Source organism: Moorena sp. SIO4A1, assembly GCF_010672065.1.
Classification (GTDB): domain Bacteria; phylum Cyanobacteriota; class Cyanobacteriia; order Cyanobacteriales; family Coleofasciculaceae; genus Moorena.
Window position 1 is genome coordinate 216,206 of sequence record NZ_JAAHHX010000008.1, and the last position, 24,447, is coordinate 240,652.

24 protein-coding genes and 2 pseudogenes are annotated in these 24,447 nt (G+C 43.4%); 13 read left to right on the top strand and 13 right to left on the bottom strand.

From position 1 onward, the window contains the following. Positions 1-61 precede the first annotated feature (61 nt). Positions 62-892, top strand: coding sequence for an ABC transporter permease (locus tag F6K53_RS09185; protein WP_293020392.1), 831 nt, complete (start codon positions 62-64; stop codon positions 890-892). Positions 893-979: 87 nt separating this feature from the next. After that, complete coding sequence (locus tag F6K53_RS09190; protein WP_293071847.1) at positions 980-1,867, top strand: glycosyltransferase family 2 protein; 888 nt, start codon at positions 980-982, stop codon at positions 1,865-1,867. A gap of 302 nt (positions 1,868-2,169) precedes the next feature. On the opposite strand, the gene F6K53_RS09195 is transcribed toward F6K53_RS09190, so the two are convergent. After that, a complete protein-coding gene (locus tag F6K53_RS09195) occupies positions 2,170-2,892 on the bottom strand; it encodes an SDR family NAD(P)-dependent oxidoreductase (protein ID WP_293071848.1) in 723 nt (240 codons plus the stop codon). Between the two features lie 176 nt (positions 2,893-3,068). On the opposite strand from F6K53_RS09195, the gene F6K53_RS09200 reads away from it, so the two are divergent. Beyond that, the gene (locus tag F6K53_RS09200) at positions 3,069-3,236 is read left to right on the top strand and encodes a transposase (protein ID WP_293051594.1); all 168 of its coding nucleotides are present in this window, start codon (positions 3,069-3,071) and stop codon (positions 3,234-3,236) included. A gap of 388 nt (positions 3,237-3,624) precedes the next feature. Beyond that, entirely contained in the window at positions 3,625-4,167 is a 543-nt protein-coding gene (folK, locus tag F6K53_RS09205) for a 2-amino-4-hydroxy-6-hydroxymethyldihydropteridine diphosphokinase (RefSeq protein WP_293080430.1), read from the top strand. On the opposite strand, the gene F6K53_RS09210 is transcribed toward folK, so the two are convergent. The 4 genes from F6K53_RS09210 to F6K53_RS09225 form a co-directional block, all read right to left on the bottom strand. Then, positions 4,147-4,623, bottom strand: coding sequence for an NUDIX domain-containing protein (locus tag F6K53_RS09210; protein ID WP_293071850.1), 477 nt, complete (start codon positions 4,621-4,623; stop codon positions 4,147-4,149). The two genes, folK and F6K53_RS09210, sit on opposite strands and share 21 nt — an antisense overlap. Positions 4,624-5,009: 386 nt before the next feature. Beyond that, a complete protein-coding gene (locus tag F6K53_RS09215; protein WP_293071851.1) occupies positions 5,010-5,159 on the bottom strand; it encodes a hypothetical protein in 150 nt (49 codons plus the stop codon). Between the two features lie 39 nt (positions 5,160-5,198). Further along, positions 5,199-5,801, bottom strand: coding sequence for an ATP-dependent Clp endopeptidase proteolytic subunit ClpP (gene clpP / locus F6K53_RS09220; RefSeq protein ID WP_293071852.1), 603 nt, complete (start codon positions 5,799-5,801; stop codon positions 5,199-5,201). Positions 5,802-7,603: 1,802 nt separating this feature from the next. Further along, on the bottom strand, positions 7,604-7,738 hold the full coding sequence (locus F6K53_RS09225) for a hypothetical protein (protein WP_293071604.1): 135 nt from the start codon (positions 7,736-7,738) through the stop codon (positions 7,604-7,606). On the opposite strand from F6K53_RS09225, the gene lpxD reads away from it, so the two are divergent. Continuing rightward, positions 7,737-8,789: a UDP-3-O-(3-hydroxymyristoyl)glucosamine N-acyltransferase gene (gene lpxD / locus F6K53_RS09230; RefSeq protein WP_293020405.1), complete on the top strand. Its 1,053-nt coding sequence runs from the start codon at positions 7,737-7,739 to the stop codon at positions 8,787-8,789. The two genes, F6K53_RS09225 and lpxD, sit on opposite strands and share 2 nt — an antisense overlap. Before the next feature lie 426 nt (positions 8,790-9,215). Then, positions 9,216-10,001 carry a hypothetical protein gene (locus F6K53_RS09235; RefSeq protein WP_293020407.1) on the top strand — a complete coding sequence of 262 codons (786 nt, stop codon included), beginning with the start codon at positions 9,216-9,218 and terminating at the stop codon, positions 9,999-10,001. A gap of 161 nt (positions 10,002-10,162) precedes the next feature. On the opposite strand, the gene F6K53_RS09240 is transcribed toward F6K53_RS09235, so the two are convergent. After that, entirely contained in the window at positions 10,163-10,720 is a 558-nt protein-coding gene (locus F6K53_RS09240; RefSeq protein ID WP_293071602.1) for a peroxiredoxin, read from the bottom strand. 169 nt (positions 10,721-10,889) lie between these two features. Between F6K53_RS09240 and F6K53_RS09245 the strand changes: the two genes are divergently transcribed. Further along, the gene (locus F6K53_RS09245; protein ID WP_008182021.1) at positions 10,890-11,042 is read left to right on the top strand and encodes a chlorophyll a/b-binding protein; all 153 of its coding nucleotides are present in this window, start codon (positions 10,890-10,892) and stop codon (positions 11,040-11,042) included. 422 nt (positions 11,043-11,464) lie between these two features. Here F6K53_RS09245 and rpoD read toward each other — a convergent pair whose 3' ends face one another. After that, the gene (gene rpoD, locus F6K53_RS09250; RefSeq protein WP_071102452.1) at positions 11,465-12,586 is read right to left on the bottom strand and encodes an RNA polymerase sigma factor RpoD; all 1,122 of its coding nucleotides are present in this window, start codon (positions 12,584-12,586) and stop codon (positions 11,465-11,467) included. 921 nt (positions 12,587-13,507) lie between these two features. Then, a complete protein-coding gene (locus F6K53_RS09255; protein WP_293020414.1) occupies positions 13,508-14,176 on the bottom strand; it encodes a polysaccharide deacetylase family protein in 669 nt (222 codons plus the stop codon). Between the two features lie 26 nt (positions 14,177-14,202). Here F6K53_RS09255 and F6K53_RS09260 point away from each other — a divergent pair, with 26 nt between their 5' ends. Further along, a complete protein-coding gene (locus tag F6K53_RS09260; protein ID WP_293020416.1) occupies positions 14,203-14,751 on the top strand; it encodes a hypothetical protein in 549 nt (182 codons plus the stop codon). Positions 14,752-14,832: 81 nt separating this feature from the next. Here the strand turns inward: F6K53_RS09260 and F6K53_RS09265 are convergent, their stop codons facing one another. Beyond that, positions 14,833-15,354 carry a DUF4330 domain-containing protein gene (locus F6K53_RS09265; protein WP_293020418.1) on the bottom strand — a complete coding sequence of 174 codons (522 nt, stop codon included), beginning with the start codon at positions 15,352-15,354 and terminating at the stop codon, positions 14,833-14,835. Positions 15,355-15,785: 431 nt separating this feature from the next. Here F6K53_RS09265 and F6K53_RS09270 point away from each other — a divergent pair, with 431 nt between their 5' ends. Next, entirely contained in the window at positions 15,786-16,694 is a 909-nt protein-coding gene (locus F6K53_RS09270; protein ID WP_293020419.1) for a M48 family metallopeptidase, read from the top strand. A gap of 61 nt (positions 16,695-16,755) precedes the next feature. On the opposite strand, the gene F6K53_RS09275 is transcribed toward F6K53_RS09270, so the two are convergent. After that, entirely contained in the window at positions 16,756-17,502 is a 747-nt protein-coding gene (locus F6K53_RS09275; protein WP_293020420.1) for a metallophosphoesterase family protein, read from the bottom strand. A 585-nt stretch (positions 17,503-18,087) separates the two neighbouring features. On the opposite strand from F6K53_RS09275, the gene miaE reads away from it, so the two are divergent. After that, positions 18,088-18,687 (top strand): tRNA isopentenyl-2-thiomethyl-A-37 hydroxylase MiaE, encoded by a 600-nt coding sequence (gene miaE, locus F6K53_RS09280; RefSeq protein ID WP_293071601.1) that lies wholly within the window; start codon positions 18,088-18,090, stop codon positions 18,685-18,687. A gap of 120 nt (positions 18,688-18,807) precedes the next feature. Here miaE and F6K53_RS09285 read toward each other — a convergent pair whose 3' ends face one another. Both F6K53_RS09285 and F6K53_RS09290 read right to left on the bottom strand, forming a co-directional pair. Then, positions 18,808-19,461 (bottom strand): HAD family hydrolase, encoded by a 654-nt coding sequence (locus F6K53_RS09285; protein WP_293020422.1) that lies wholly within the window; start codon positions 19,459-19,461, stop codon positions 18,808-18,810. A 362-nt stretch (positions 19,462-19,823) separates the two neighbouring features. Continuing rightward, positions 19,824-21,020 carry an NAD(P)/FAD-dependent oxidoreductase gene (locus F6K53_RS09290; RefSeq protein ID WP_293044624.1) on the bottom strand — a complete coding sequence of 399 codons (1,197 nt, stop codon included), beginning with the start codon at positions 21,018-21,020 and terminating at the stop codon, positions 19,824-19,826. A gap of 130 nt (positions 21,021-21,150) precedes the next feature. Between F6K53_RS09290 and F6K53_RS09295 the strand changes: the two genes are divergently transcribed. Next, a complete protein-coding gene (locus F6K53_RS09295) occupies positions 21,151-21,345 on the top strand; it encodes a hypothetical protein (RefSeq protein ID WP_293071600.1) in 195 nt (64 codons plus the stop codon). 52 nt (positions 21,346-21,397) lie between these two features. Next, a complete protein-coding gene (locus F6K53_RS09300; RefSeq protein ID WP_293071599.1) occupies positions 21,398-22,042 on the top strand; it encodes a sporulation/spore germination protein in 645 nt (214 codons plus the stop codon). Positions 22,043-22,566: 524 nt separating this feature from the next. Here the strand turns inward: F6K53_RS09300 and F6K53_RS09305 are convergent. Next, positions 22,567-22,734 (bottom strand): annotated as a pseudogene (locus F6K53_RS09305) (IS701 family transposase); the annotation flags it as partial. Positions 22,735-22,941: 207 nt separating this feature from the next. On the opposite strand from F6K53_RS09305, the pseudogene F6K53_RS09310 reads away from it, so the two are divergent. Then, a pseudogene (locus F6K53_RS09310) lies at positions 22,942-24,102 on the top strand (ISAs1 family transposase). The last annotated feature ends 345 nt before the right edge of the window (positions 24,103-24,447 follow it).

Here is a 24,447-nt window from a genome sequence, read left to right on the forward strand (position 1 = left end):
ACTATAAATTTTACAGCTATAATTTTACAGCTATATTAAACGGTATATAATAATTTTATTTATGAAAAAAAATAAAGCATTCGTTCTGGCAAAGCTAAAATTGAAACGTTTGCTATCTATCGATATTATAGCCCCTGTGGCAGTGGGAATCCTGGTGTTGATGGTGTGGGATATCTCTGTTCGAGTGACTAGTACGCCATCCTATATATTACCAGGTCCTTTGCTGATTATCAAGGTATTAATTAGGGACTGGAACAGTTTATTTCAGCCATTGCTGATCACCATAAAAATCACTGTAGCGGCCTTTATAACAGCAGCAGTTTCAGGCTTGCTAATTGCCATGTTAATGGCTCAGAGTAAGTGGATTGAAAAAAGCTTATATCCCTATGCAGTCGTTCTGCAAACAATGCCTATTGCTGCGATCGCGCCTTTAATTATTATTTGGCTGAGGAACAATACCTTTGCTGCTTTGGTAATTTGTGCTTGGATTGTAGCATTCTTCCCGATTATTTCTAATACGACTTTTGGTTTAAATAGTATCGATTCCAACTTAAGTGACCTGTTCCGGCTTTACAAAGCATCTCGCTGGCAGACAATGCTGTATCTGCGATTACCAAGTGCTTTACCCTATTTTTTAGCTGCATTACGTATCAGTGGTGGATTAGCCTTAATCGGAGCAATAGTAGCTGAGTTTGTTGCCGGTACAGGCGGTGCTAATTCAGGAATTGCTTATCAAATGCTAATTGCTGGCTACAATCTCGAAATTCCCCGGATGTTTGCTGCTTTGTTTATGATTAGTAGTCTAGGTATTTTGATTTTTGTACTCTTGACCACCTTATCCAACTTGGTTCTGGGGCAATGGCATGAAAGTTCTATCACCAGAGATAATTGATATGATAATTAATAGTGATAATTAATAGGCAACCAGCTATGAACCTTAATCTTTTCAGTGATTTAATTTCGATAGAGTCAGAAAACTATGCCTGAGAAAAATAAACCCCTAGTCAGCATTATTATTCCAGCATACCAAGCCCAAAATACAATCGCGCAAGCTATCAAAAGCCTTATAGCACAGACCTATTCAAACTGGGAGGTGGCGATCGGTTCGGACGATGGAGTAGACTACTTATCCTTACTATCTCGCCAAGGAATTAACGATCCACGATTGAAACAAGCATTTACAGGAGGGTGTGGCAGTGGAGACGGTCCCGCCCGCAACACGGCGGTAGCAATTTCTACTGGGGAGGTGATTGCCAACCTAGATGCTGATGATGCCTATGAAGCAAACCGTCTAGCAGAAATGGTTCCTCTGGCCATGACCTATGGTGCTGCAATCGACAACACTGGCGTGTACAACACTGACCTAATTATGTACAAGTGTCCCTTCCGCGATCGCACCACGGTTACCTTTGCTACGGCGGACGACATCCTCAAACCTCGTGTGCCTTTTTTCCCAGTTTTCCGCCGGAAATTTTTGGGTCGAGGTTGGACTAAAGTTCCCTTTGCTGCGGACGTTATGTTCAATCTTGAGCTGTTAAGCCGAGTTGGAAAGATAGCAATCCATCCTCAGCCCCTTTACCAATACTACAAGCGTGAGAATTCTATGACGCAATCAGCGACAGCTTTTGAAAGTGCCGAACTAGCCTATCATAAAATTTTGGCACTGCTGGATGCTGGGGAACTTGATCTTACTGAAGATATCCGCAGCGCAGCCATAGAGGAGTTCTCCCAAAATCTACGCCTCAATCGTGTGTTCCGTCAGTATATGCAGTCGGGAAGCTGCCAAAATCTTGAGGAATTTCTCGATATGACTGAGAACGGACATGCTGACTGGCTCAAGTCTGAATTGGAAATGGAACAATTGTAATTTATCAATTCCTAATTCTCAATGCAATGGGAAAGCTTGACAAACCCAGACGCAATCGCGAAAAATATCCTATCTTTTAATATGATTTTATAGTTAAGATGGTTCAGGAATTTTTCCATAACTTTATCAGTAATTGTATCAGTCATTATGGATAAAACGGAACCATCCCTTTTCCCCATCAAGTTCAGGTGCCATCCCCTTAAACATTTCTGCCACCCCAACTCACTGAGAAAGTGACTATGGTGAAAAATACGGTTAAAAATACAGAGGCGATCGCCCCGCCAGCTATTTAAGTAAATATACTAAATATATTGACCACCATCCAGCGTAATCGTGCTACCCGTTAGAAAATCTTGTTCGAGTAAAAACAGGGCGCTGTCCGTTACTACTTTGGTATTTCCAGGGATGTTTAATGGAATAAACTTACGGGCATAATTTTCCATAAAAGCTTGAGGGTCTGGGTCACCTGGAGGTTCGAGAATTTGTCCCAGCGCTAAACCATTTACTGTAATGCGGGGGGCTAATTCCAATGCCATAATTTTTGTCATATCCCACAATCCCCGTTTAGTAATTCGATAGGCAAAATGGTTAGTATCTGGCTTGGCAATACCAGCATCGTTAATATTAATAATTTTGCCATTCCTATTTTGGGGAAGTTGCTTGGCAAACTCTTGACTGAGTTGGAAGGGGGCACGAAGGTTAATGGCAAAAATTTTATCCCACAAAGCGACATCAGTCTGGGCAAATAGATCTTCTTCTGGGAAGATAGAAGCGCTATTAATCAGGATGTCGATTTTTCCAAAGGTTTCAACTGCTTGAGGGATAATAGTGTCTGTGGCCACGGGGTCGGCGAGATTAGCGGAGTAGGTAATAGCTCGCACTCCCAAGGACTCTGCTTCGGCTTTGACTTCAGCAGCTGCATCAGCAGAGCGTCCGTAATGAATAAAGACATCGCACCCAGCTTTAGCAAGAGCGATAACAAGAGCACGCCCTACCCGAATGCCACCCCCAGTTATAAGGGCCACTTTTCCCCTTAAGTCCATTGTGTTACTTAGATGATTTCTATTATCAAACCAGAAAACAAGCTTTCTGACCAAAAACAGGAGACCACAAGCCCCAAGTTTCTAATTTACCTTCCGCACTGTGAAGTGCATAAGGTATATCATGAGTAAGTTAACACAAACAAGGAGGTAAAGCAAGCATGTTGGTACTGGCATACAAGGCTGTAGTCAAAAAAACTCAAGCTAAAGCAATAGATGAAGCTATTCGGACATCTCAATTTGTGCGCAATAAAGTACTTAGATACTGGCTCGACCATCCCGGTGTTCCTAAGAAAAAGCAACACCGCGTACAATACTCGATTAGGTAGTGAATATGGGTTTTCCAAATACCTGAACAGTCATAATACAGCCGAGAAAGATATTAAAGGCTCCCAACGCAAAATTTACAAAAAGAAGAAGGGGTTATCGGGTACGAAAAAAGCTCGTGAAGTTTATGGTCCCAAGCATGATTGAGTAACAATAAAAAGGAATGAACACACCAAGAGACGCTTCCCGTAACGGCGTTGCCAGAAACGTGCTTGAAACTAGAATCCCCAGCCTTCTAGGCATGGGGAGTCTCAAAAACCCCCATACAATAGAACAGGTAATGGGTTAACCCACTTTGGGAAGGGTGAATCTTCTCGTCAATGCAACATAAGTGATAATCAGTCCCATTGAGGCGTGGTCTAAAGCTGCTGTGTCAACCGATGAAGGTCGATGGTCTATAACTCTGGAAAATTGGTAACCACAAAGCTTTCATTGAGCGCGATCGCTCTTGGCAGTAACCTGGGTGACTCTCGTGCCATTCTAGAAGCTGCCCTCAGAAAACTCGACCAAACCCTAGGCGTTACCGTAAAATTCTGTTCTAGTTGGTATAAAACTGCACCAGTTGGACCGCCACAAGCTGATTATATCAATGGTTGTGCCCTTTTGGAAGTGCAACTAAGTCCCCAGAAAATGCTAGAGACTCTGCTAGGAATTGAACAAGAGTTTGGTAGAGTCCGTCAGGAACATTGGGGACCACGAACCCTAGACCTAGATTTACTTTTATTTGATGATTTGATTCTACAGACACCTGAGCTCCAAATCCCTCACCCGCGTATGAGACAGAGAGCTTTTGTGCTAGTGCCCTTGGTAGAAATTGCTCCTGATTGGGTAGAACCAGTCTCGGGACAGAGTATTTTTCAACTGGTTCAAAAGCTAGACTGTTCTGGAGTTGAGTTGTTGTCTGATACTTCGCTAGTAGGTTTTACCAAGTAATTGCCTTTGCAGATAATCCTCAATCAACACGCGAGTATAGGTATTGAGGGGATACTCCATTGCCTTTTGGGGAGTAACCCATACCCATTCCTCAATTTCTTCGTTGGGCGTTATCGTTTCGCTAGCAGAGAATGCATAGTAGTTGACCATAATGAAATGGGCTTCTCGGACAAAGTTAGAGTCTAGCACCGCTTCTTGTAACAACCCAAAGCTCACTTGGGTTAACTCTAGACCAACTTCTTCTCGAAACTCCCTTAGAAGTGCCGATTCTAGGGTTTCGCCCCATTCTACTTTACCTCCCGGTACACCCCATAAACCCTTCCACTTAGTAGTTTTTACAATTAACACTCTTCTACTAGGATTGACAACAAGTGCCCCTACAGTAGTCAAGGGAAACTGCTTCTGCACGGATACTGGTTTGATTGTGGTTTTATTTGGTGTGCTTTTATTTGGCATCGCTTTGCTTAGCTGATCCTTCCCCAGTCTTATGTAACACATCGATAGATTTTAAATTAGTTTCCTATTACCAGAAAACCTGGATTGCTTATGGCTAAAATTGTCTCATACTTTTAACTATTCAACGTGATTTCGATAGAACTCAGGTGTCGGTAGATTTAAGTAACTTCGAGCCAGAAGCCATGATTCATTATCATTGATAAAATCAATTTTTTCGGATAATCTAATAAGCTATTTAACGACGTTAAATTCTGTATTATAACCAATAATTATGAATTCTTATCCTGACTCCTGACTACTGTCTCATGGATTGGAGTCAAAACTTCTGAATTTCTGTCATCGAACTCAGGTTAAGATCATATTCATCACACCAATACCGCCAACTACTAGGGAAATAACAGAAATCCCTGACAACATAAGCGCTTACGGTAGGTGATTAACTGCCGATTGTTAATTTCGGGAGTCACTTCAGTAATAGTCCGGACTTGGTTAGCGATCGCTTTAGCATCTCCCCAAACTAACGTCTTAGTTGACACTCCCCGTCTATGGGCGAGCAGGGAGTGTCAACTAAGACATTAGTTTGTTGGGAGAGGGGTTGCTATGGGACGTCGCTCAATGACCTGGTCGATTAAACCATAGTCCTTAGCCTCAGTCGCTGACATAAAGAAATCCCGCTCGGTATCCTCCTGAATCCTTTCCAGTGGCTGACCGGTATGTTCTGCTAAATACTTGTTTAGCTGCTGCTTGTGGTACAGGATTTCTTTTGCTTGGATTTCTATATCGCTTGCCTGTCCCTGTGCTCCTCCCAGTGGCTGATGAATCATAATCCGGGAGTGAGGCAAGCTCATGCGTTTACCCTTAGCACCAGCACTGAGTAAGAAAGCCCCCATACTAGCTGCTAGTCCAACACAGATAGTGCATACGTCCGGAGCAACTTGATTCATCGTATCGAAAATGCCCATGCCCGCAGTCACTGAACCGCCAGGAGAGTTGATGTACAGGTAAATATCTTTTTCCTGGTCATCGGCTTCTAGAAAGAGTAATTGGGCAACCACTAAGTTAGCTAAGTCAGAATCAACCTGTTGTCCGAGGAATACAATGCGCTCTCGCAACAAACGAGAGTAAATGTCAAAGGCACGTTCGCCACGACCGGATTGCTCGATAACTGTAGGAATCATAAAAAATAAGCGTGAAATTTGCAAACCCCGTGTATGGGCGACTGGGGAGGAAAAACAAAGGAAAAGGGCGGTTAAAACCGTCTTGGAGCTAATGTGGGGAGAACAGATGCAGTTCATACCCGTTCCTGTTAACAGCCTTCATAGCCTATCGAAGCAGAACCTCATGTTTGCCTCGCGGCTTGTTATCGGTAGGTACTATCCTGTCAGAATGTAGAATGGCACTGTCTTACCCCTTGTAGGACTGTTTAAGGATCTGGTTAATCAGCTTCGGACTGTCATTCCATCCTAAGGTAGGAACTTTCACCCTTGCAGATAACCTAGACTTCCCATAACCTACAGCAGGTCTTAGGCTGGTCAGCTATCTTCCATGACTAGGCTAGGGAGTCCTGTCTAGGCAAGAGTGGGGTACTGACCCAAGGTGGCTGCTAGATTGGTTTTTCTTTACATTGTAGCGACTAGCAAACTGTTGCTTTGGTTCTAATCTCGGCTACCCCTAATCTATTAAATTACACAGAATGATTTAGAATCAACCCTTTGCACTGTGCCAGTCACTGAGGCGGAACATATAACTTGGCACTTATATGGTTGCTTAAATAAACTGGTAGAGTTAATTCCCTTCACGGGTGTATCAATTTTTAGAAAGTTCGTATCTCAGTCAAGTAGCATCGTTTCCGATTGTTTCACCAAGACTAAATATTAGGAATGAGGAGTGTGGCTCGTGTTTAAGAAAGTTTTTCAGGCGCTTACTATCACAATATTGCTTAACTTACTAGTCTATCTTAGTCCACCAGATCCTCAACAGTCTGATGGTTTACCACAGTTACAGGAAACCCCAAAAGTTTTATCAACTTTACTATAGCACCACCAGACATGATTGATTAGTCATTAGTCATTAAACTTTCGAGGTCTTAATTAGTTCCATCTATAGATGGAACTAAGAAACTTGTAGACTAATGACTCAATCATCCAAGGGCAATCGGAGTCATGGATTAAGTTAATCCCCAGGAAAACCCAATCTAAGTGACATACTCCTACACTAACTCTGCTCTTACAGAGCCGCTCCGCGAACGAGTGAGCGTGTAGGCTTCTTGCCAACTCCACCCAACGGTATCGGCTTTCGCCGACGCTGCGCGAACGGATACGTAGGCTTGCTTTATTAACGACACGGTCAGAAGTTACCGCTTAAAGAGGGTCGCCTTTATGGTTAGTCGGCTATGCATAAAAGAGGTGCGACCCGTGGCGAATTTAATTCGCCAACGGAAAGCGCACCTTTGGTTAAAACTTTATGATTAAGGCGACCCTGTCTTGATGCAGTCGCTCATGGGGGAAACCCCCTTTGGCCGACTGCATCGCTCTGATCAGGTTTCGTCTCCGGGATGCCCCTCCGCGCCGGAACAATACAATAAGTTCTATTTTTAAGGAACGTAGGTGTCTGACTTGCCCAGCATTTAAGGCCTTTGGCCACGCTTCGCGAACGGCTTTGTTTATCAGTAAATATATTATAGCAATTTTATAATACCCTGTGCAAAAGAAGCCCCACACCTAATGCTATGCATTAGGTGTGGGGCTTCTTTTGCCGGACAGCTAAAAATATGCACGAAACTGTATTTTACTGGTGTTCGGTATCCGTGGCAGATCCATGCGTTTTAGCGGTGCGACCCGTGGCGAATTTAATTCTTAATAGGTCAAGCGCACCGGCGAGGTTTTTCGCGCTTCGTGTACTAGCATGCGCATTACGCTCGTTATTAAATAGGGCAGTACCGACGAATCCTGCCTGTGCGCTTTCTACACACTTAAACATATTATACACTAAAAGTCCCCCGCTTATGGGCGTTAGCGTAGCGTGGCCAAACGCGCCCCGCGTGGCCTTTTGGCCAAGGCCAGGCTTGAAACCCAAAATTTTGGTCAAATTCCACACCCACCCATTGCTGAGCCATGAAATTTAGTCTTTTAATAGAACACCTGGGTAATACAGCGTCTTTGTGCCATAGCCTGAATAGCGATACAGAGCTTAACCCTGAAATTACCGGAGTTGCTCCCATCGATAAAGCCACCCCAGGCACTCTCAGTTATATTGAGGGACCCAAGTTTGCCCACATGGTAGAAAAAACCCAGGCGAGTGCCTTAATTTTGTCTCTGGATGAAGCATTACAGGCAAAAGCGACAGAAAGAGGTATTGCTTGGGTAGGGACATCTGAACCGAGATTGCTATTTGCTCATGCGATCGCATGTTTCTATCAACCTTTTCAACCAGAACCAGTCATCCACCCCAGTGCAGTGATTGACCCAGATGCTCAGTTAGGAAATGATGTCTATATTGGACCCAACGTCGTAATTTTAGCAGGGGTAAAGATTGGCAATCAGGTTTGTATCCATCCTAATGTAGTAATATATCCTGAAGTAGACATAGGCGATCGCACTGTCTTACATGCCAACTGCACTATTCATGAACGGAGCCACATTGGTAACGATTGTGTGATTCATAGTGGTGCAGTCATTGGTGCTGAAGGGTTTGGCTTTGTTCCAACCCCCCAAGGGTGGTATAAAATGCAACAGTCTGGCTACACGGTCTTAGAAGATGGGGTGGAAGTTGGCTGTAACAGCACTATTGACCGTCCAGCGGTTGGGGAAACCCGCATTGGACGCAACACTAAATTAGATAATTTGGTACATATTGGTCACGGCTCCGAGGTGGGACAAAACTGTGCCTTGGCAGCCCAAGTCGGATTATCTGGAGGAGTGAAAGTGGGTAATCAAGTGCTGCTGGCGGGTCAGGTAGGAATTGCGAATCAAGTGAATGTTGGGGATGGAGCAATTGTGACCGCTAAATCTGGAATCCACAAAGATGTAGAACCCGGAAGTGTAGTGTCTGGCTATCCTGCTATTTCCAACAAACTCTGGCTAAAAATATCTGCCATCTACAATCGGCTTCCAGAAATGTATAAAATCTTGAAGCAACTTGAGCGAAACTTTAACTATAAAAAATAAATAGGAAAACTTTAAAAAAGCTGAACAATCTTTGCTGTTCCTTTTGCTCTGATTTTGGAACAGTAAGGAATTAACCTGAATTGAACAGATTCCTTGACAAAATATTGACATTGGAAGCTTAGTGACAAATCAAAACTATAATTTTAATTTTTCAAGGTTATAGTTAATCGTTTCTTCTCGGAAACTTAATGAATAAATATCCAAATATAAATATCTTGTAAAGATTACCTAGATACATTGACTTTTAAGGAAACAACCGTGTAAAAATTTACACAATACGTTCATTAGTCATTAGACGATCATCAAACTGATCAGATTAATCAGGGTGTTCATACGGTTGGTGCTCATGTCAAAAGTTAAGATTGCCTCTGATTTTTCTGGAATCATCGTCGTTTCAACCTTTAGCGTTCTAGAAAAATTAATTTTATGTCCACGTCTCAAATGCCAAAACAGTCCACTTTAAGAAAAGACATCAACTATCTGGTTGACTCGTCTAGTTTTTCTAGTGCTGAGCAACCAGTTAAACTAGTTAATGGTGGCTTTGAAGAAGGACTTAAAGGCTGGCAAAAGTTAGGACCAGGTGGGATCAAAAGAGCTAGTTTTGGCATTACTCCAACAGAGGGAGAAAAGCAGCTTTTACTAAGAACTAGCAATAAGGAAGTCACCAGAACAGGCCAGCCAAAAGCCCCATCAGCCTCTAAACTAGAGGAGTTTTTATACCTGTCCACAGGAACTCTCGATTGTATTGCCCAGAAAATTTTAGACACCGTTGGCATATGTGGTACTTCTAGCAAGGTAGTCAGAGGTGCTGCTATCCAACAAATGATTACCCCTGGTGTTGGTGATAGCTTAACCTTTGATTGGAATTTTTTCACCAATGAAGACGTGGGAGATGAGGCTATTGTTGCCGACTTCGCTTTCTTCTGCCTTAGTTCTCCCAAGTCCCAAATTGTCTATGAACTAGCTAACCCAATCCTAGGGGTCTTTAGTCAAGCACCGAACAACTTTTACAACCAAACCGGATTTAAAGCATTTACTCATACCTTCACTACTGCTGGAACCTACAGCCTAGGCTTTGGTGTTGTGAATGAATTGAGTAATCAAACTCAGTCTGGACTCATCATTGACAATGTTCAGCTAACCAGCCCTACTGTTGATGATCCGGCTTCAGTACTCAGCCTACTTTCAGTAGCCTCCTTCAAGGATGCTTAAATAGGACTTAGGCACTCAAGCTATATGTACAGCTATATCTAGAAATGAGTTGATTTGGTTAAACTCTATCTATATAAATTAGACCAGAGATATTACACCAGAGATTAGACCTCCTCAGGGCATAAATCTTGTTAAAGCTTAATCGTACGTGGGAAATCAACTCAGAAAGAAGTAGACATTAACTCATCCAGACGAGCCAGTACTTCCTGGCTATGAATTGCTGGTATCACACCAAGGAATATTTCCCGTAGAATGCCTTCTGGATCAATGATATAGGTATGGCGTAGGGACATAATACCTAACCAAGAACCATAAGCCTTGCTGACAGAGCCATCGGTGTCAGCTAAAAGTGGGAAATGTAAACCCTCTGAGTCACAAAACTCCGCGTGAGAATCGACATCATCCACGCTCACCCCTAGGATCTGCGCATTTCTCTCCATATATTTGGGCAAATCTTGCTGAAATCTGTTAGCTTCCAAGGTGCAACCACTAGTAAAGTCTTTGGGGTAGAAATAGAGTACGACCCATTTACCCTGATAATCGGACAGGGACACCTTACCCTTACCAGTATTGGTTGGTAAGGTGAACTCGGGTGCGGGTTTATTGAGAGGAGGTTGTTTGCCACCGAGAGCATGGGCAGGGTTGGGAAAATTTATCCAAGCTAGCAAAACGATAAAGCTAGCCAACAGACTGCTGAGAAATGCGCGACGAGAGATCATGATGAAAACAGGAAATTATGCTTCACATAAGTTTACATCATTGATGAACTAAGACTTTATAAACAATTCATCTCGGTTGGCTATGCAGATAATTGACATTTAGCCAATAATTTGTTACATTTTTTAATATAAACGGGCTACACAGAGTAAATTAGCGGAGCAAAGAACCATGTCCAATCAAGAGTCTAACGAAGCCAAGTTCGGTTTCACCCCTAAAGCAGAAAACTTAAATGGTCGTCTAGCTATGATCGGCTTCATCGCTGCTTTAGTCACAGAATATATTACTGGTCAAGGTGTACTACACTTCTTGGGCTTAATGTAGTTCCCAATAGTTAGTTAAATTTGTCAATCTCAATAAATAGCTGGAGTTCTAGTGTTGAACTCCAGCTTTCTTATGTGTTTTTAGCTGATTCCATAGTTTTTCCTACGGAGTGTCAGCTAAAATATGAAAACGGTGCGACCCCGTAATTTAATTCTTCAAAGGTCAAGCGCACCGGAACTAATTTCTGGATAGGAATTGGGGTAAGGAATGTGATATAATGTCTGTTTGAATACTTATGATGTTTGGTTGATAGCCAATTGAAAATTGAAAATTAAAAATTGTTAGGAGTCAATTTACAATTAACATGCATGGCACCAACCTTATTATATGTGATTAACCAGACTTCATATGAATCCCTATTCCCCACCCACTAGATGCAACGATAACAGAAAACCCTGATTGCTATCAAGCAGCAGGGTTTTCTATCGGATATATTCCTTGAGAATGCTATTGCGATTTGGATGGCGTAGTTTGCGAAGAGCTTTGGCTTCAATTTGCCGAATCCGTTCCCGCGTCACGTTGAAGATTTGGCCGATTTCTTCCAAAGTCTTCATCCGTCCATCATCTAATCCATAGCGTAGACGCAGTACGTCACGTTCCCGGGGACTCAGGGTATCAAGGACACTTTCTAGGTCTTCCCGGAGTAGATTTTTGGAAACCTGATCTTCTGGGGTTTCACCATCGGCTTCAATAAAGTCTCCCAAGCGGGAGTCTTCTTCTTTACCAATAGGTGTTTCTAAGGAGATGGGAAGTTGGGCTGATTTGGCAATGAATCGCAACTTCTCGATGGTCATTTCCATCCGATCTGCAATTTCCTCTTCTGTGGGCTTGCGACCCATTTCTTGAGAAAGGAGTTTAGTGGTTTTCTTGATCCGCGAGATGGTTTCATAAAGGTGAACGGGTAAGCGGATAGTCCGGGACTGGTCAGCAATGGCACGAGTAATAGCTTGACGAATCCACCAGGTAGCATAGGTGGAAAACTTGTAGCCTTTTTCGTGGTCAAATTTTTCCGCAGCCCGGATTAAACCTAGAGAACCTTCTTGAATCAAGTCTTGGAATGAGAGTCCTCGATTCATATATTTTTTGGCGATGGAAACCACCAAACGGAGGTTAGACTGCACCATTTTTTCCTTAGCCCGCCGACCGACGTGTAAGCGGTAACGGAAAGCTGGCAGCTCCATATCGACCTCTGTTGCCCATTCCCGATCTCCAGGTTCCCGCTCTAACTGTTCAGACAAGCGCTCCCGCACTCGTTCTAATTCCAACAAATCAGCAATTTTACGGGCTAATTCAATTTCTTCATCAGCTCTGAGTAGACGAATCCTGCCAATTTCCTGCAAATAGAGGCGAATTGAATCTTCTGTATAGTGCTTCTTTTTGCTTTGGGTTCGGCGACGGTTAGATCGCCCCTTACCAGGCTTAGTATTTTCCTCATCCGGTTGAGCGTCCACCAAATCATCTCGGTTCACGTCATCCTCAATCAAGACTTCTAAATCGCTCTGAGGTTGAGCGATTGTTGCGAGTAATTCATTTGCCTGGGTCATGTTTTTTCCTCATGCTCCTTCAGTTTCAGACCAGTAGATGATGTCCGTTGATCTACTTAAGATAGCTTAGTCAGTGAGAACCTTGTTTGTTGCACCCTATGGTGGGTCAATCGCTTCAGCGGTAGGAATTAGATCGACTCTATTTCCTTGGACTTAACTTGCAGTGAATCTACTATCCATTTAAGTGTTAATACTGAATTTTGGGAAGACTTTTTGATTGTAGCCTTATTTACAAAATTTTGCTCTAGTGTTTATCTGAAAAATTTAGCTTATTTATCTAGTCAAAAGCTTTGAGAAAGTGTAGCAATCATTACCCACTTTCCCTTATGCCTATAATATAGTCACTATTTTAGTACTAATGTTCTATAAAACCCAACAGTTGGACTTCACTAGGTTAATTAACTTGTCCTGTATGATAACCATTGACAAGCTCTGGCTCTAGGTAATGATTATTTTGCATTACTCTTGTAACACATAACCCTAGCCAATGTAGTAACACGCTAAGTGAAAGTACTGCCAAGTAAGTTTATTTAACCAGCTCCTAATTCGGTATTCCTCCGTAAGGGAATGGTGAACCAGGGCATCGGAAATACTCCAGAGAAAGACGATAGGAACATTGCGTAGGGGAAGCAAGTCTCCTAGTCCGATGGAGCTTTCGGTTGATCATTATTTTAATTTCTAATTTTAATTTTTACAGTTTGCTCATTGTTTTTAAAATTGATCAGATTAGCTGAGCACTACATATAGCGTTAAACTGGATAGTCTACTCTATATGAAGTATATAGAGGAGGTAATTGGATCAAGTAGTTCACTTCACTACAGGAGTAATGAGATGGAAAACCGGTTGCGTCTAGCAAAGCAGTTGTTATAGGAGTTTACGGTGCAGTGAGTGAGAACACCGTAAGTCAATTAACAAAACTACTAATTTTCCTGCCATAGCTGGTCAATGCTAACAAATTTGTAACCTTGGTTCAATAGCTGAGGAATTAACTCAGCCGTAGTTTCAACCACATCTTGTCCTCCATAATAACCATCATGTAGGACGATCAGGGAACCGTTTTGAACCTGCTTTAGGACTCTCTCCACGATTATACTGACACCAGGACGTTTCCAGTCTTCTGGAACAACACTCCACATTACTGATCTATAGTTCCACTGGTGCAGTATATTCAAGGTTCGGGGCGTAAATAATCCGTTAGGGGGACGAACGTCTTGTACCTTGTCTGGGTGAATCTGACAAGCTTTAGCGATCGCGTCTTGGGTAAGGAGCAAACTCTGCTGAAGGGCATCCCGTTTTAAAAAGGGAAAAGACTGATGGTAATATCCATGAAGTCCTAACCAGTGACCTTGTTGGTAAACTTCTCTGGCGACACTGGGGGCTTGGTTTACGCAAACACCCAACCAGAAAAAACTGGCTCTGACTTGGTAGCGGTCTAAGACTTGCAGTAACTTGGGAGTGTAGTGTGGATGGGGTCCATCATCGAAGGTCAGTGCGATCGCAGGTGAATCCCTTGCTCCTGACCACAGGCAATTGGGAAAGGCAGGTTTGATAATTTGGTACAGAATAGGGTAGAGGGGAGCAAATTGCATTTAGTCGTAAGTTTGGATGGGGTGGAGTGAATTTGACTAGTTTCCATGTCCTACTTGATCGCATTTTGCGGCGTCGCCAGATTATCTTGATGTTGATCGGCTTTTGTGTAGCAGTAGTGCTTAGCAGTTGTAACACTGTGATTATTACTGAGTATGAAGCTACAGCACTGACCACCTTAACCTGGCGAGTTGAGTATTCTATTAATTCAACAACTGATAGAGATCCCGATGTTGAGGAGTTTGCTTCCAAGTCCGTAGTCAACCGCAATGGTGAGAAACCAGAAGGTGCTGTAACAGGACCTGATGACAAGGGCTTATGGTGGCCAGTTGTCCCACCAAAACCAACCATTGATGAAGTAGAACAGCGTCAGCCACTTCATCATAAGCCTAGCAAGCCAGAGCTGTTGCGTACAGTTAAATACAATATCACCTATAAAGAGGGGGCACAGACAGTTACACTACCTACTAACTATGACGTTTACCGGCAAGTTGCTAGAGCCTATCCTTACCGGAAACCTCTAAGGCTTACCCTGGGAATCAATGATGCTTCGGTGGAAAAAGCTGATACTAAATGAACTCAAGACCTCCCTTGCGGGTGCGAAGCGTGTGGGGTCTATGGTATAAATTCTTAGTTCAATTGACCCCATCACTCGTGATTATTCTACTCTGACATTAATCACACTGGCGTTGAAGTTATAATCTCTACCTTCTAACTCTACCGGGGTACCAATTTTAATCTTGCTATTGCCCAACACTACTCCATCTTTGGTGATTGTTGCTTTACCACCTAAGGTCAGTAACATATTAATCCCATAAAAGCTAGGTCTGGGATCTGGTAGTTCTTTGATAGAGCCATCTGGTTGTGGCACCAGGACACTTCTACGCAGAATTTTGACAGATTTGACGTCAACCTGACCATAGGGTTGCTTACGAATCACAATATTAGTCTTCTTGGTCTCCTCCAACTGATTGACCAACACATCTGGTTCAAGCAAGCTTAACCCCCGGACAATGATATCTACTTCTACTGGTTTGGTGCTATTGAGTTGGGCAACGGAACCAGACTCACCAGGAAAGAAGAAAATTCCTACAACTACCAACAAAATCACCAAGGCAGCACCGAAGTCGATAATGCTCACCTTGCCAAACAAACGTCCTTTAGAATCTACAATAGCCATAAACTTGCTTAGGTGTTTTTGCGAAAATTGTATAGTGTTAAAGATAACTCCTTAAGGTTCGCTGGCTCTAGGTTGAATGGCTAAGGGGTTTCTAACCTAGTTATCAAGGGCTATTCTTAAAGCAAATCGGCTGTTAACTGCTTTTGATGTACCTAATACCTCATAACTAATACCTATAATACGAGTTATCCATAACTGGTGAGTGAGAATAACAAACACCAGGTTCGTCTGTGGAACATATTACCCTATTTGGGGTTCAACCATAACGAGGAATTTTACTGGTTAGTAATTATGGCAGACAACTCCTAGTAGAGAGTTGACTTATGATGCTAAAGACAAGGCTTGTCTACAGCAAGTCATGGCTGCAAACCCTTTTTAGCAACAAATAGCTAAAATAATCTCTTTTGGATTTAATAATTCATAATTTTGCTATGTTAAGCAATATATTATCGATTTACTCCCGTTATCGACGTCGTTTGTTGTATCCGTTAATCAGCATGCTTCTATCCCTGAGTCTGGTGGTGGGAACAGCTCAGGTTGCCCAAGGGGTTCCCTGGTTAGAGCTGCTATTGCGTGGTATTCAGATTATCCAGTTATCTAATATGTCTGATCAACAGGAAGTCCAAATTGGTCAGCAAATTAATCAGCAACTTGTTAGCAAGCAATTTAAGCTCTATCGCAATCGGGAAATTAATCGCTATGTTGATCAAATTGGTCAGCGACTAGCTAAAAGCAGCGAACGCCCAAATATTAACTATACATTCCAGGTGGTCGATGATGCTAATATTAATGCTTTTGCTACTATGGGAGGATTTGTTTATATTAACACGGGTTTAATCGCAGCAGCAGACAATGAAGCTCAACTGGCAAGTGTGATAGCTCATGAGATTGGTCATATTGTAGCTCGTCATAGTATCCAGCAAATTAGGCAAGCCGCGATCGCTAGAGGTTTAGCAGAAGCGGCTGGAGTTGATAGCAGCACGATGGTTAATCTGGGCGTGGAATTCGCACTACGTCGTCCCAACAGTCGTCAGCATGAATTTGAAGCTGATGAACTAGGTATCAAGAACTTAAAACAAGCAGGCTATGCTCCGATAGGATCAGTAGACTTTATGAAAAAACTCCTCAAGCAAAGAGGCTCTATTCCAGGGTTTTTGAGTACTCATCCGTCAACAGCAGACCGAATTGATTCCTTGGAGCAGTCTATCGATTCAAATAGTGCTTATGTTGGTGATGGATTAAACAATCGGGCTTACAAAAACAAAACTCGTGTAGTCCGCAACCAGAAAAAAGCTGCCCTCAAAAGGACAACAGGTCGTCGAGGGCGAGTGCTCAGATAAGCACAGCTAGCTCAAGAGCAGAAAGCTTGATCAATAGTCTTTTTGTTAACCTATATCACCTTCACGAGGTACTCAATACTTGACGTCGGCATATTTTACTAGGTTCTATCTTGGTCACGGCTTCTTCCAAGGGGAATTGGCGAACATCACCCCGAAAGACGTTAACTTGATAAACAAGATTATTGGTAATGTCTAGACCTGTCATCCAACCACTTTTCGGATGATAAGCACCAGTGTCTATATCTAGCCAACCACAACCTTGGGCTATGGTACCGGGAGCCACTCCTGGTAAGGTGAAAGTCATGGTGTGACCCGTGATGATCAGCTTGTCGAGAAAGTAAGGTTCACGCATACTGTGAAATTCATCCCGAATCCAACAAAATTGCTCAACGGTTTGCTCCTCAATGGTCATGCGAGGATTAACCCCGGCATGAACTAGCCAGGTATCTCCTAAATCAATGTAGGTTGGCAGTGTTTTGATCCAATCTAGGTGATCTTGGCAGACTTTTCCACCATAGCTGTTGATAGTACTTTCACCACCACTATAGAGCCAGGCTTGTCGTGTTGAGTTAGGTACTAAATTGTTACCGATAATTTCTAGTAACATCAGCTCATGATTACCTAATAAACAGGGGTGAGCGTTTTGCTTGACAAATTCGACAACCTGAGAACTCATTGGTCCTCGATCAATCAAGTCTCCAAGAAAATAAACGGTGTCGTCACTAGTGGGTGCGATCGCATCCAATAAGGCCATAAGAGAATTATAGTGACCATGAACGTCACCGATAACAATACGACGGTGTGTCATTACTTTACTTATCCAAATCTAATTTCGTTAAATATCAGGTAGACCCCTTCATATAAAATTTAAGGTTAATGGCTTTAGGCATCAGAGTTCTAGGTTAAATGGCTAAGCGGTTGCGGTTTATGACCAGCCTATGAAGCACACCTCCTCAAGCACAGAGGCTATCAACTGCTTTTGTTGTACCTAATACCTAATACCATTAGCCTCATACCTATTTATAGATATATGCACCAATTCTTTCAGAGTGGTCTTCCTTTTAAGGTATTTGCTATTCCTGAATAGAGTCGTTAAGTGTAATAGTTTGAGGAATAGGCTCAAGTAGCTAGTTTAACTTGTCTTATAAGTGTCTATGCGTAGTGTCTATGTAAATTTATCATGAACTACCCGGATTGGCTACGGGTAAGTCGGGGTTTGAGACCCAACTTGTTGCTACAAAAGCGGGTATTGAACCAATTTTTTGACGAGATTACACCTGCACCTTAACAAGACGGGGATTGACACGATTCAGTTAAAATTAATAGTATCGTCTACCGATACCAAAGCCTGTCTGCAATGAACAAGCCAACTACTTTGATTTGAACAAAAACTGTGTCTTCTTCTGGTCTGCCTTTGATTAATACCCTCAAACACCCTACTAGCCAGGCTTGGATCGAGCAAGCCCTTGGGCACCTTGATGTTATTTTACTCGACCATTCCCATTGTGAACGTAAAGCAGCTGGAGTAGCACTGAATTTAATGTTTCGCTACCCATCCTACAGTAAACTTGTGCGTCAGCTGACGGTCATTGCCCGTGAGGAACTAGAACATTTCGAGCAAGTTAACCAGTGGCTAGAAAGACGTAGCATTCCCTTAGGTCCCCTTTCTTCACCACCCTATGGAGCTGGATTGAAAGCTCAGATTCGCCGAAACGAACCAGAACGGTTGTTGGATTCTTTACTAGTTGCTGGACTGATCGAGGCTCGTTCTCACGAACGTTTGGGATTACTAGCAACTCACTGTTGTGATCCATTTTTAGCAAAATTTTATCGTAGCTTGATGGCATCTGAGGCTCGTCACTATGGTATTTACTGGGTACTGGCTGATACCTATTTTGAGCGAGTACTGGTAGCTCAGCGGTTGGATGAGTTAGCCGTTAAAGAAAGTGAGTTACTGGTTACCCTTTACCCAGAACCAAGAATTCATAGTTAGCAGCCAATATCCTCAAAGAAGCAGTCACACTATACCACAGCAACAGCTATCAAGCAGAAACTGGTGTGGAAACCAATCGGTGCGTTCGCGTAGCGGCGACCTAGGAGCATCGCGTTTAAGTTAAGTCATTGGTTTGCGCTTGATCAAAAATGCTCTCAAGCCAGCTGCCTGAGCACCTTGATAGTCTTCTTTAAAACTATCACCAATATGAAAAGCCTCCTGAGCACTACAGTGATGTTTTTGTAAAGCAGCAGCAAAAATCTGTGGATCAGGCTTGGCAAAGCCAGTTTGGGTAGAAATTGTGATGGAGGAGAAAAATTCTTCTAATTTTAGAGCTTTTAAGACAAGATGGAGACGGGAATCAAAATTTGATACGACACCCAACTCAATACCAATATGCTGCCATGCTTTCAGAGCTGGGATAACATCCGGATAAATTAACCAAGGTTGACCAGTGGCAAAGTGGGCATAGAGTTCGTCAAAAAAATCAATGAAATCGGTGAACTGGTCAAGTACACCAACTTGTTCAAAGGTGCGGGAGGCAATCACCCACCACCATTCAAATTCTCGCTGGGGAATTTCTTCAGGATCTGTTTCTGGAAAAACCGCTGGTTCTGCTGAGGCGAAGGCTTTGACAAAGGCTTTGTCCAAAGCTGAAGCAGGTACTGTAACCCCAAATTGATTAGCGATCGCACTATAAACTTCCCCTACACTCCCTTGAACACCAAATAGTGTACCGACAGCATCTAGAAAAATTACTCGCGGTTTTTCCATGGTTAATGGTTAATTGTTAATGGTTAATTGTTCATTTAATTTCAATTTTCCATTTTCCTGTATGTATGCCGATACTTTTTAGCTACCAAAACCTACCAAAGGCAAATTCTGGCTCGCCAATGCAAGATGCAATAGCATCCAGGGGGTATCTCCGCGCTTCTCTGACGGAATATCCCGCGAGCGCCATAAAAATGTCAAAAAAGTCTAACACCGGGATCTAAGTGCAACTACTAAACCCTTGGTTTTCGGCTTTAATTTAAGTTACATAATAATCCCTGTCGGTGTTACCATAATTTAAGTTTAACAAATAATAAGAGTTTTTGGTAGACTCTGCGACATTTTCTTGTGCTGTTTACTAACCTTTATGTTCCAGACAGCAGATCAGTTAATGGTCGAGTAATCCAGTTCATGCCAACTTTCAGTTGGTGCTCTATAGTTGGCATCCGATAAAGATAGGCAAGTCGCCGCACTATGTGGGCTAAAGGACCATCCAGCTTGACACCTAAACCAGTAAGAGTTGCATTGTCTTTCCCCAAAGTCATCATCTCTCCCAACTGCTGGTAACGGAAGGGGAGCAGGGGACGCCCAGTTAAAGAAGCCCAGACATTCCAACCCACATAATCAGCTTGCTGAAAAGCGGATTGAGCTGTATTGGGAACTGGTTGATTATCAGCATCTCGGCAATCGGCTAGATCACCTAGGGCAAAAATTTCGGGATGGTCAACCGCTTGTAACCTTTGGCTGGTGATCAGCTGACCACGGTGGTTTTGTTTGAGCGGAAGCGATCGCACAACTGGTGTGACTCTTGTGCCTACTGTCCACAGCACCAAATCTACGGGGATAGTATCAACCTGTCCTTTATACAACAGAGAAATGGTGTCAGCTCCAATGGACTCAACACTGGTTTCCAAATCAATCCAGACCTTCTGTTCATTCAAAGCTTTGCGTGCTGCCTCTCGGTTAAAGTCGGTCGATGTTCTTAGAATCACATCACCGAGTTCAATCAACCGCAACCTTCCGCGCTCTCCCAACCGTTCGGCTAGATGGCAAGCTAGTTCCACACCAGAGTAACCTGCACCAACTATAGCGAGCCGGATTTTATCTGTATCGGATTCTTCCAAAATCCGTAGCCGTTCTTCTAGGTGATAGGCATCAGTGATAGTTCGGAATGGGATAGCATACTCAGCCACCCCAGGCACCTGCTCTAGGGGGGTTTCTCCACCTAGGGCTAACACCAGGCGATCATAGGTCAATTCCACTCCAGTCTCTAGCTGTACCCGCTGCTGTTCTACATCAATGCCTGATACCGCTGCCTGAGTAAAGCGTACACCTGTGTTTGCTAACAATTCTTCATAGGGTGGAGCAATTTCCCAGGTTTGTAGTTCACTAGTCATCAGTTCATACAACAGCGGTGAAAATAAGAACCGATCATTTTGATCAACCAAGACAATTTCTGGTTGTTGGGGCTTTTCCCAAGGCAGCTGGCTTAAGCGTAGGGCTGTATAGAGACCCCCAAAGCCTCCACCGAGAATGCAGATTCGGGCTGGTTGTTTAGTCATGGTTGATTGAATCGGGGATGTCCTATTAGGGGAACTTCTTTTAGGATAGCAAGGCTATTACAACAGGGTAGCTGGGTTTCGCCTCCCCCACAGTTAATACCAATTCTTCAAAGTAGGACTACAAATGCAGATGGAGAGATCGGGAGTGTTGCGAGTGTCACGAGTGTTGCGAATGTCGGTAGATGGCCAAATTAAATTGATCTATAGCCCTAATGCGCCAGAATTGGGATATAAGCGTGAAAATGATTTCAATTTTTATTTTCTAGTTTCTATTTTTCAACTCTTTTATCCTGATCAACCACGCTCTACCTTGAATATGGATTGATGTAACTGTTGCTTTAGACAACAGCTAGAAGCATTGTTTTGAGCGAAGCCAAATGAAAAGTTTTCAACACTATCTAGCTCCTGTTGCGATTGCAGCAATTGTCGTTGGTTTCAGTAGCTATGGTTTGGTGAGTGATAACAATCCTGGTTCCCAGAAAACTCCTGTAGGGAATCTATCTCCTGAACCAGCCACCGAGGCTAGCTCTACCACTGGTGTAGCAACCTCTAATACTACTCTACCTAAGATTACTGTACCTACGGAAGAAACTCAACCAGGAACCAAGGTTGGTAAGGTCGCGCTTAAGGCTACAGTCAGCCAAGGTAATAATAATAGCAATCGAGCTAACCCAGTAATTCTTAATGTCTATCGGGCTGACAGTCAGTGTCAGTCTCTGGTGTCTGAACAGGTAGCTGTACCAGTAGGAAATCCAGTTAATACAGTTATAGGAAAAGTTTTAGAGACTGGTAACTCCAGTGACTTTAATGTATCGGGATACCGCGTGAAGGTCAATGCCAATACTGGTGTAGCTACCGTCGATTTGCGCCTATCACCAGATTCCCAGCGGCAGTTTATCTCCCTCTCCACTTGTGAGCAATTTGCCCTTTTCGGTAGTTTGCGTAAAACTCTTACCGCTAACTCTGAGTTAAATATTAAAGATGTTCGATTCACAGAGCAAGGAGAAGATATCTATCTTTGAAGTGTTCGATAAAACTTACAAAACACATCAGTTTGTAACCATTTCAGAGGCAAACCCCATCTAAATTACAAAACCCTGATCCAGTAAGGATTTCATCAATTGATTAAAAACCAGACTCGATTGCTGAAATCCTCACCCCGCCAGCATGTACAAAAATAAGATGCGATAGCCGCAGCCCTGTCGGATCATCCCACGCCGACGCTACTGATTTCGGACGTGGGATGAATTGCGGCGGAAGCTAACGATTGACACTCCCATAACTAAATCAAAGATTATAGTGAGGGATTCTTAAGAGTTTTTACACCCTTAACGGCTGAGCCAAACAGCCTAATGACCCTCCAATAAAGTTATTGGGCTTACTTTTAGATTCTTGGCTTATGCTTCTAGCAGAGGCTTTTCAGCTTGCGCACAAACCGCTACTCTTTTCGACCTAGGAGACGCTACGCGAACGAGCGCATTAATTTTTCTATTCTAGCTCAAATTATCAAGGAAACGCAATAGTTCTAGCGGGACTTAAACAAGTTTCAAGCCCAAATCAAGCCAAACCTGGCTTTATGAGCGGCGAATACGTCCGTGTTTTGGTTTAGCCAAGCAGCAAAACGATAAGATATCCCTGTACGAAACGCTTCTAAAGCTTCAGTAAAAGTCTCCAAACGTTGATTCGCCCATCTTCGTCTCAATCCACCTGTTAAGCAGGGTAATCGCATTTTGTTTGGTATAAATTGTACTTGACAAAAAGCGGGATATGTAGATTAAGGGGTTTTGCCGTTCCATGTGTCTCACAGACACCCCAGCGGTTAACCTAAGGATCAGCAACAATTTTGATTTCCCGGTAAGGTTCCATGACAAAAGGTTTTAACCAGCCCGTTCTTAAACCTCAGCAGGAGCGCGAGGCTCAGATCCTCAAAAAGAGTGTGCTCAATCATTTTCAGGATCTCGAGGATCCCCGGGTAGGCCGCAGAAGCGACCACAATCTGGTGGCAATTGTCACCATTGCAATTTTGGCTGTGATTGCGGGAGCCGATGGGTTTGTGGCCATTGAAACCTACGGTAAAGCTAAGCAAAAGTGGCTGGAGACATTTTTCGACTTACCCCATGGGATACCATCCCACGATACCTTTGGTCGGGTGTTTAGCCTTCTTGATCCCACCGAACTTGAAACCGGCTTCCTGAGTTGGGTGGACAGTATCACCCAGAGCTTAGATATTGAACTCATTCATATTGATTCTTGACGACCAAAGGTTCCTATGATCGCCAGAAGCACCTCAAAGCGCTGCACAGCGTGAGTGCCTGGAGCAGTGAACATGGGCTGATGTTGGCACAAAAAAAAGTCGAGAGCCAATCGAATGAAATCACTGCGGTTCCACTGTTGTTGAAGTTGCTTAACCTCAAAGGAGCGATTGGCCGTAGGCCACGCTGCGCGAACGTGACTCTTGATGCGATGGGCACCCAAATTGACATTGCACGACAAATTAAGGAAGCCGGTGGGGACTATGTCTTAGCCCTCAAGGGCAACCAGGGCAAGCAAAGCGGCGGAGGTGGAAGCCTGGTTTGTCCAGGCCCAAGACCAGAACTGGCAGGGGATTGAATTGAGTTACCATCAAACGGTTGAGGCTGGGCATCATCGCAGAGAAACCCGTCAGGTGTGGGCGGTGCCTGTGAGCCAACTCCCCCTGTTGCATCGCCAAACACAATGGCAGGGTTTAACCAGTGTGGTGATGGTCAGGCGAAGGCGGTATTTATGGAACAAAACCACGATCCAGACTCAGTTTTACCTGAGTACCCTGGCGGCGGATGGCTCGCAGCACAACCGTGTGATTCGCTCCCATTGGGGTGTTGAAAACAGTCTACATTGGGTACTTGATGTCACTTTCAATGAAGATTCCAGTCGGGTTCGCCAGGGCTATGCTGCTGAAAATCTCGGGCTGCTACGCCGCCTGAGTGTTAATCTACTCAAGCGCGAACCCTCCCACCAGAGTCTGAAGATGAAGCGCTACAAAGCAGGGATGGATAATGACTTCATGATCAAAATCCTGGCTGCCAGTGCCGCAGAGGGATAATTTGGCATCAGTCCAAGATTGTTGACGACCCATCGAAGAAGGTGATCGACTGAATCTATTAATTGAACCGGCGTTAGGTTCCAGGAGCCTTCACTGATAGGACTGGTACACATAAACCAGAGCCTAAAACGTTTCTGAGGGAACAATCTCAATTGTACATTCAAATTTTAGACCAGGGTATGGTAATTTCATAACTCAACTAAGATGCGATTACCCTGTGAGTTTTATCCCTTTTACCCATAGCCTTTCGCCTATAAAGGCTTCTTTATTCTAAGGTTTCATCTCCGGCCTTATTTCAGATAACTTAAAAATATTACCCATAACCTGTCCCTATAAAGGCGACCC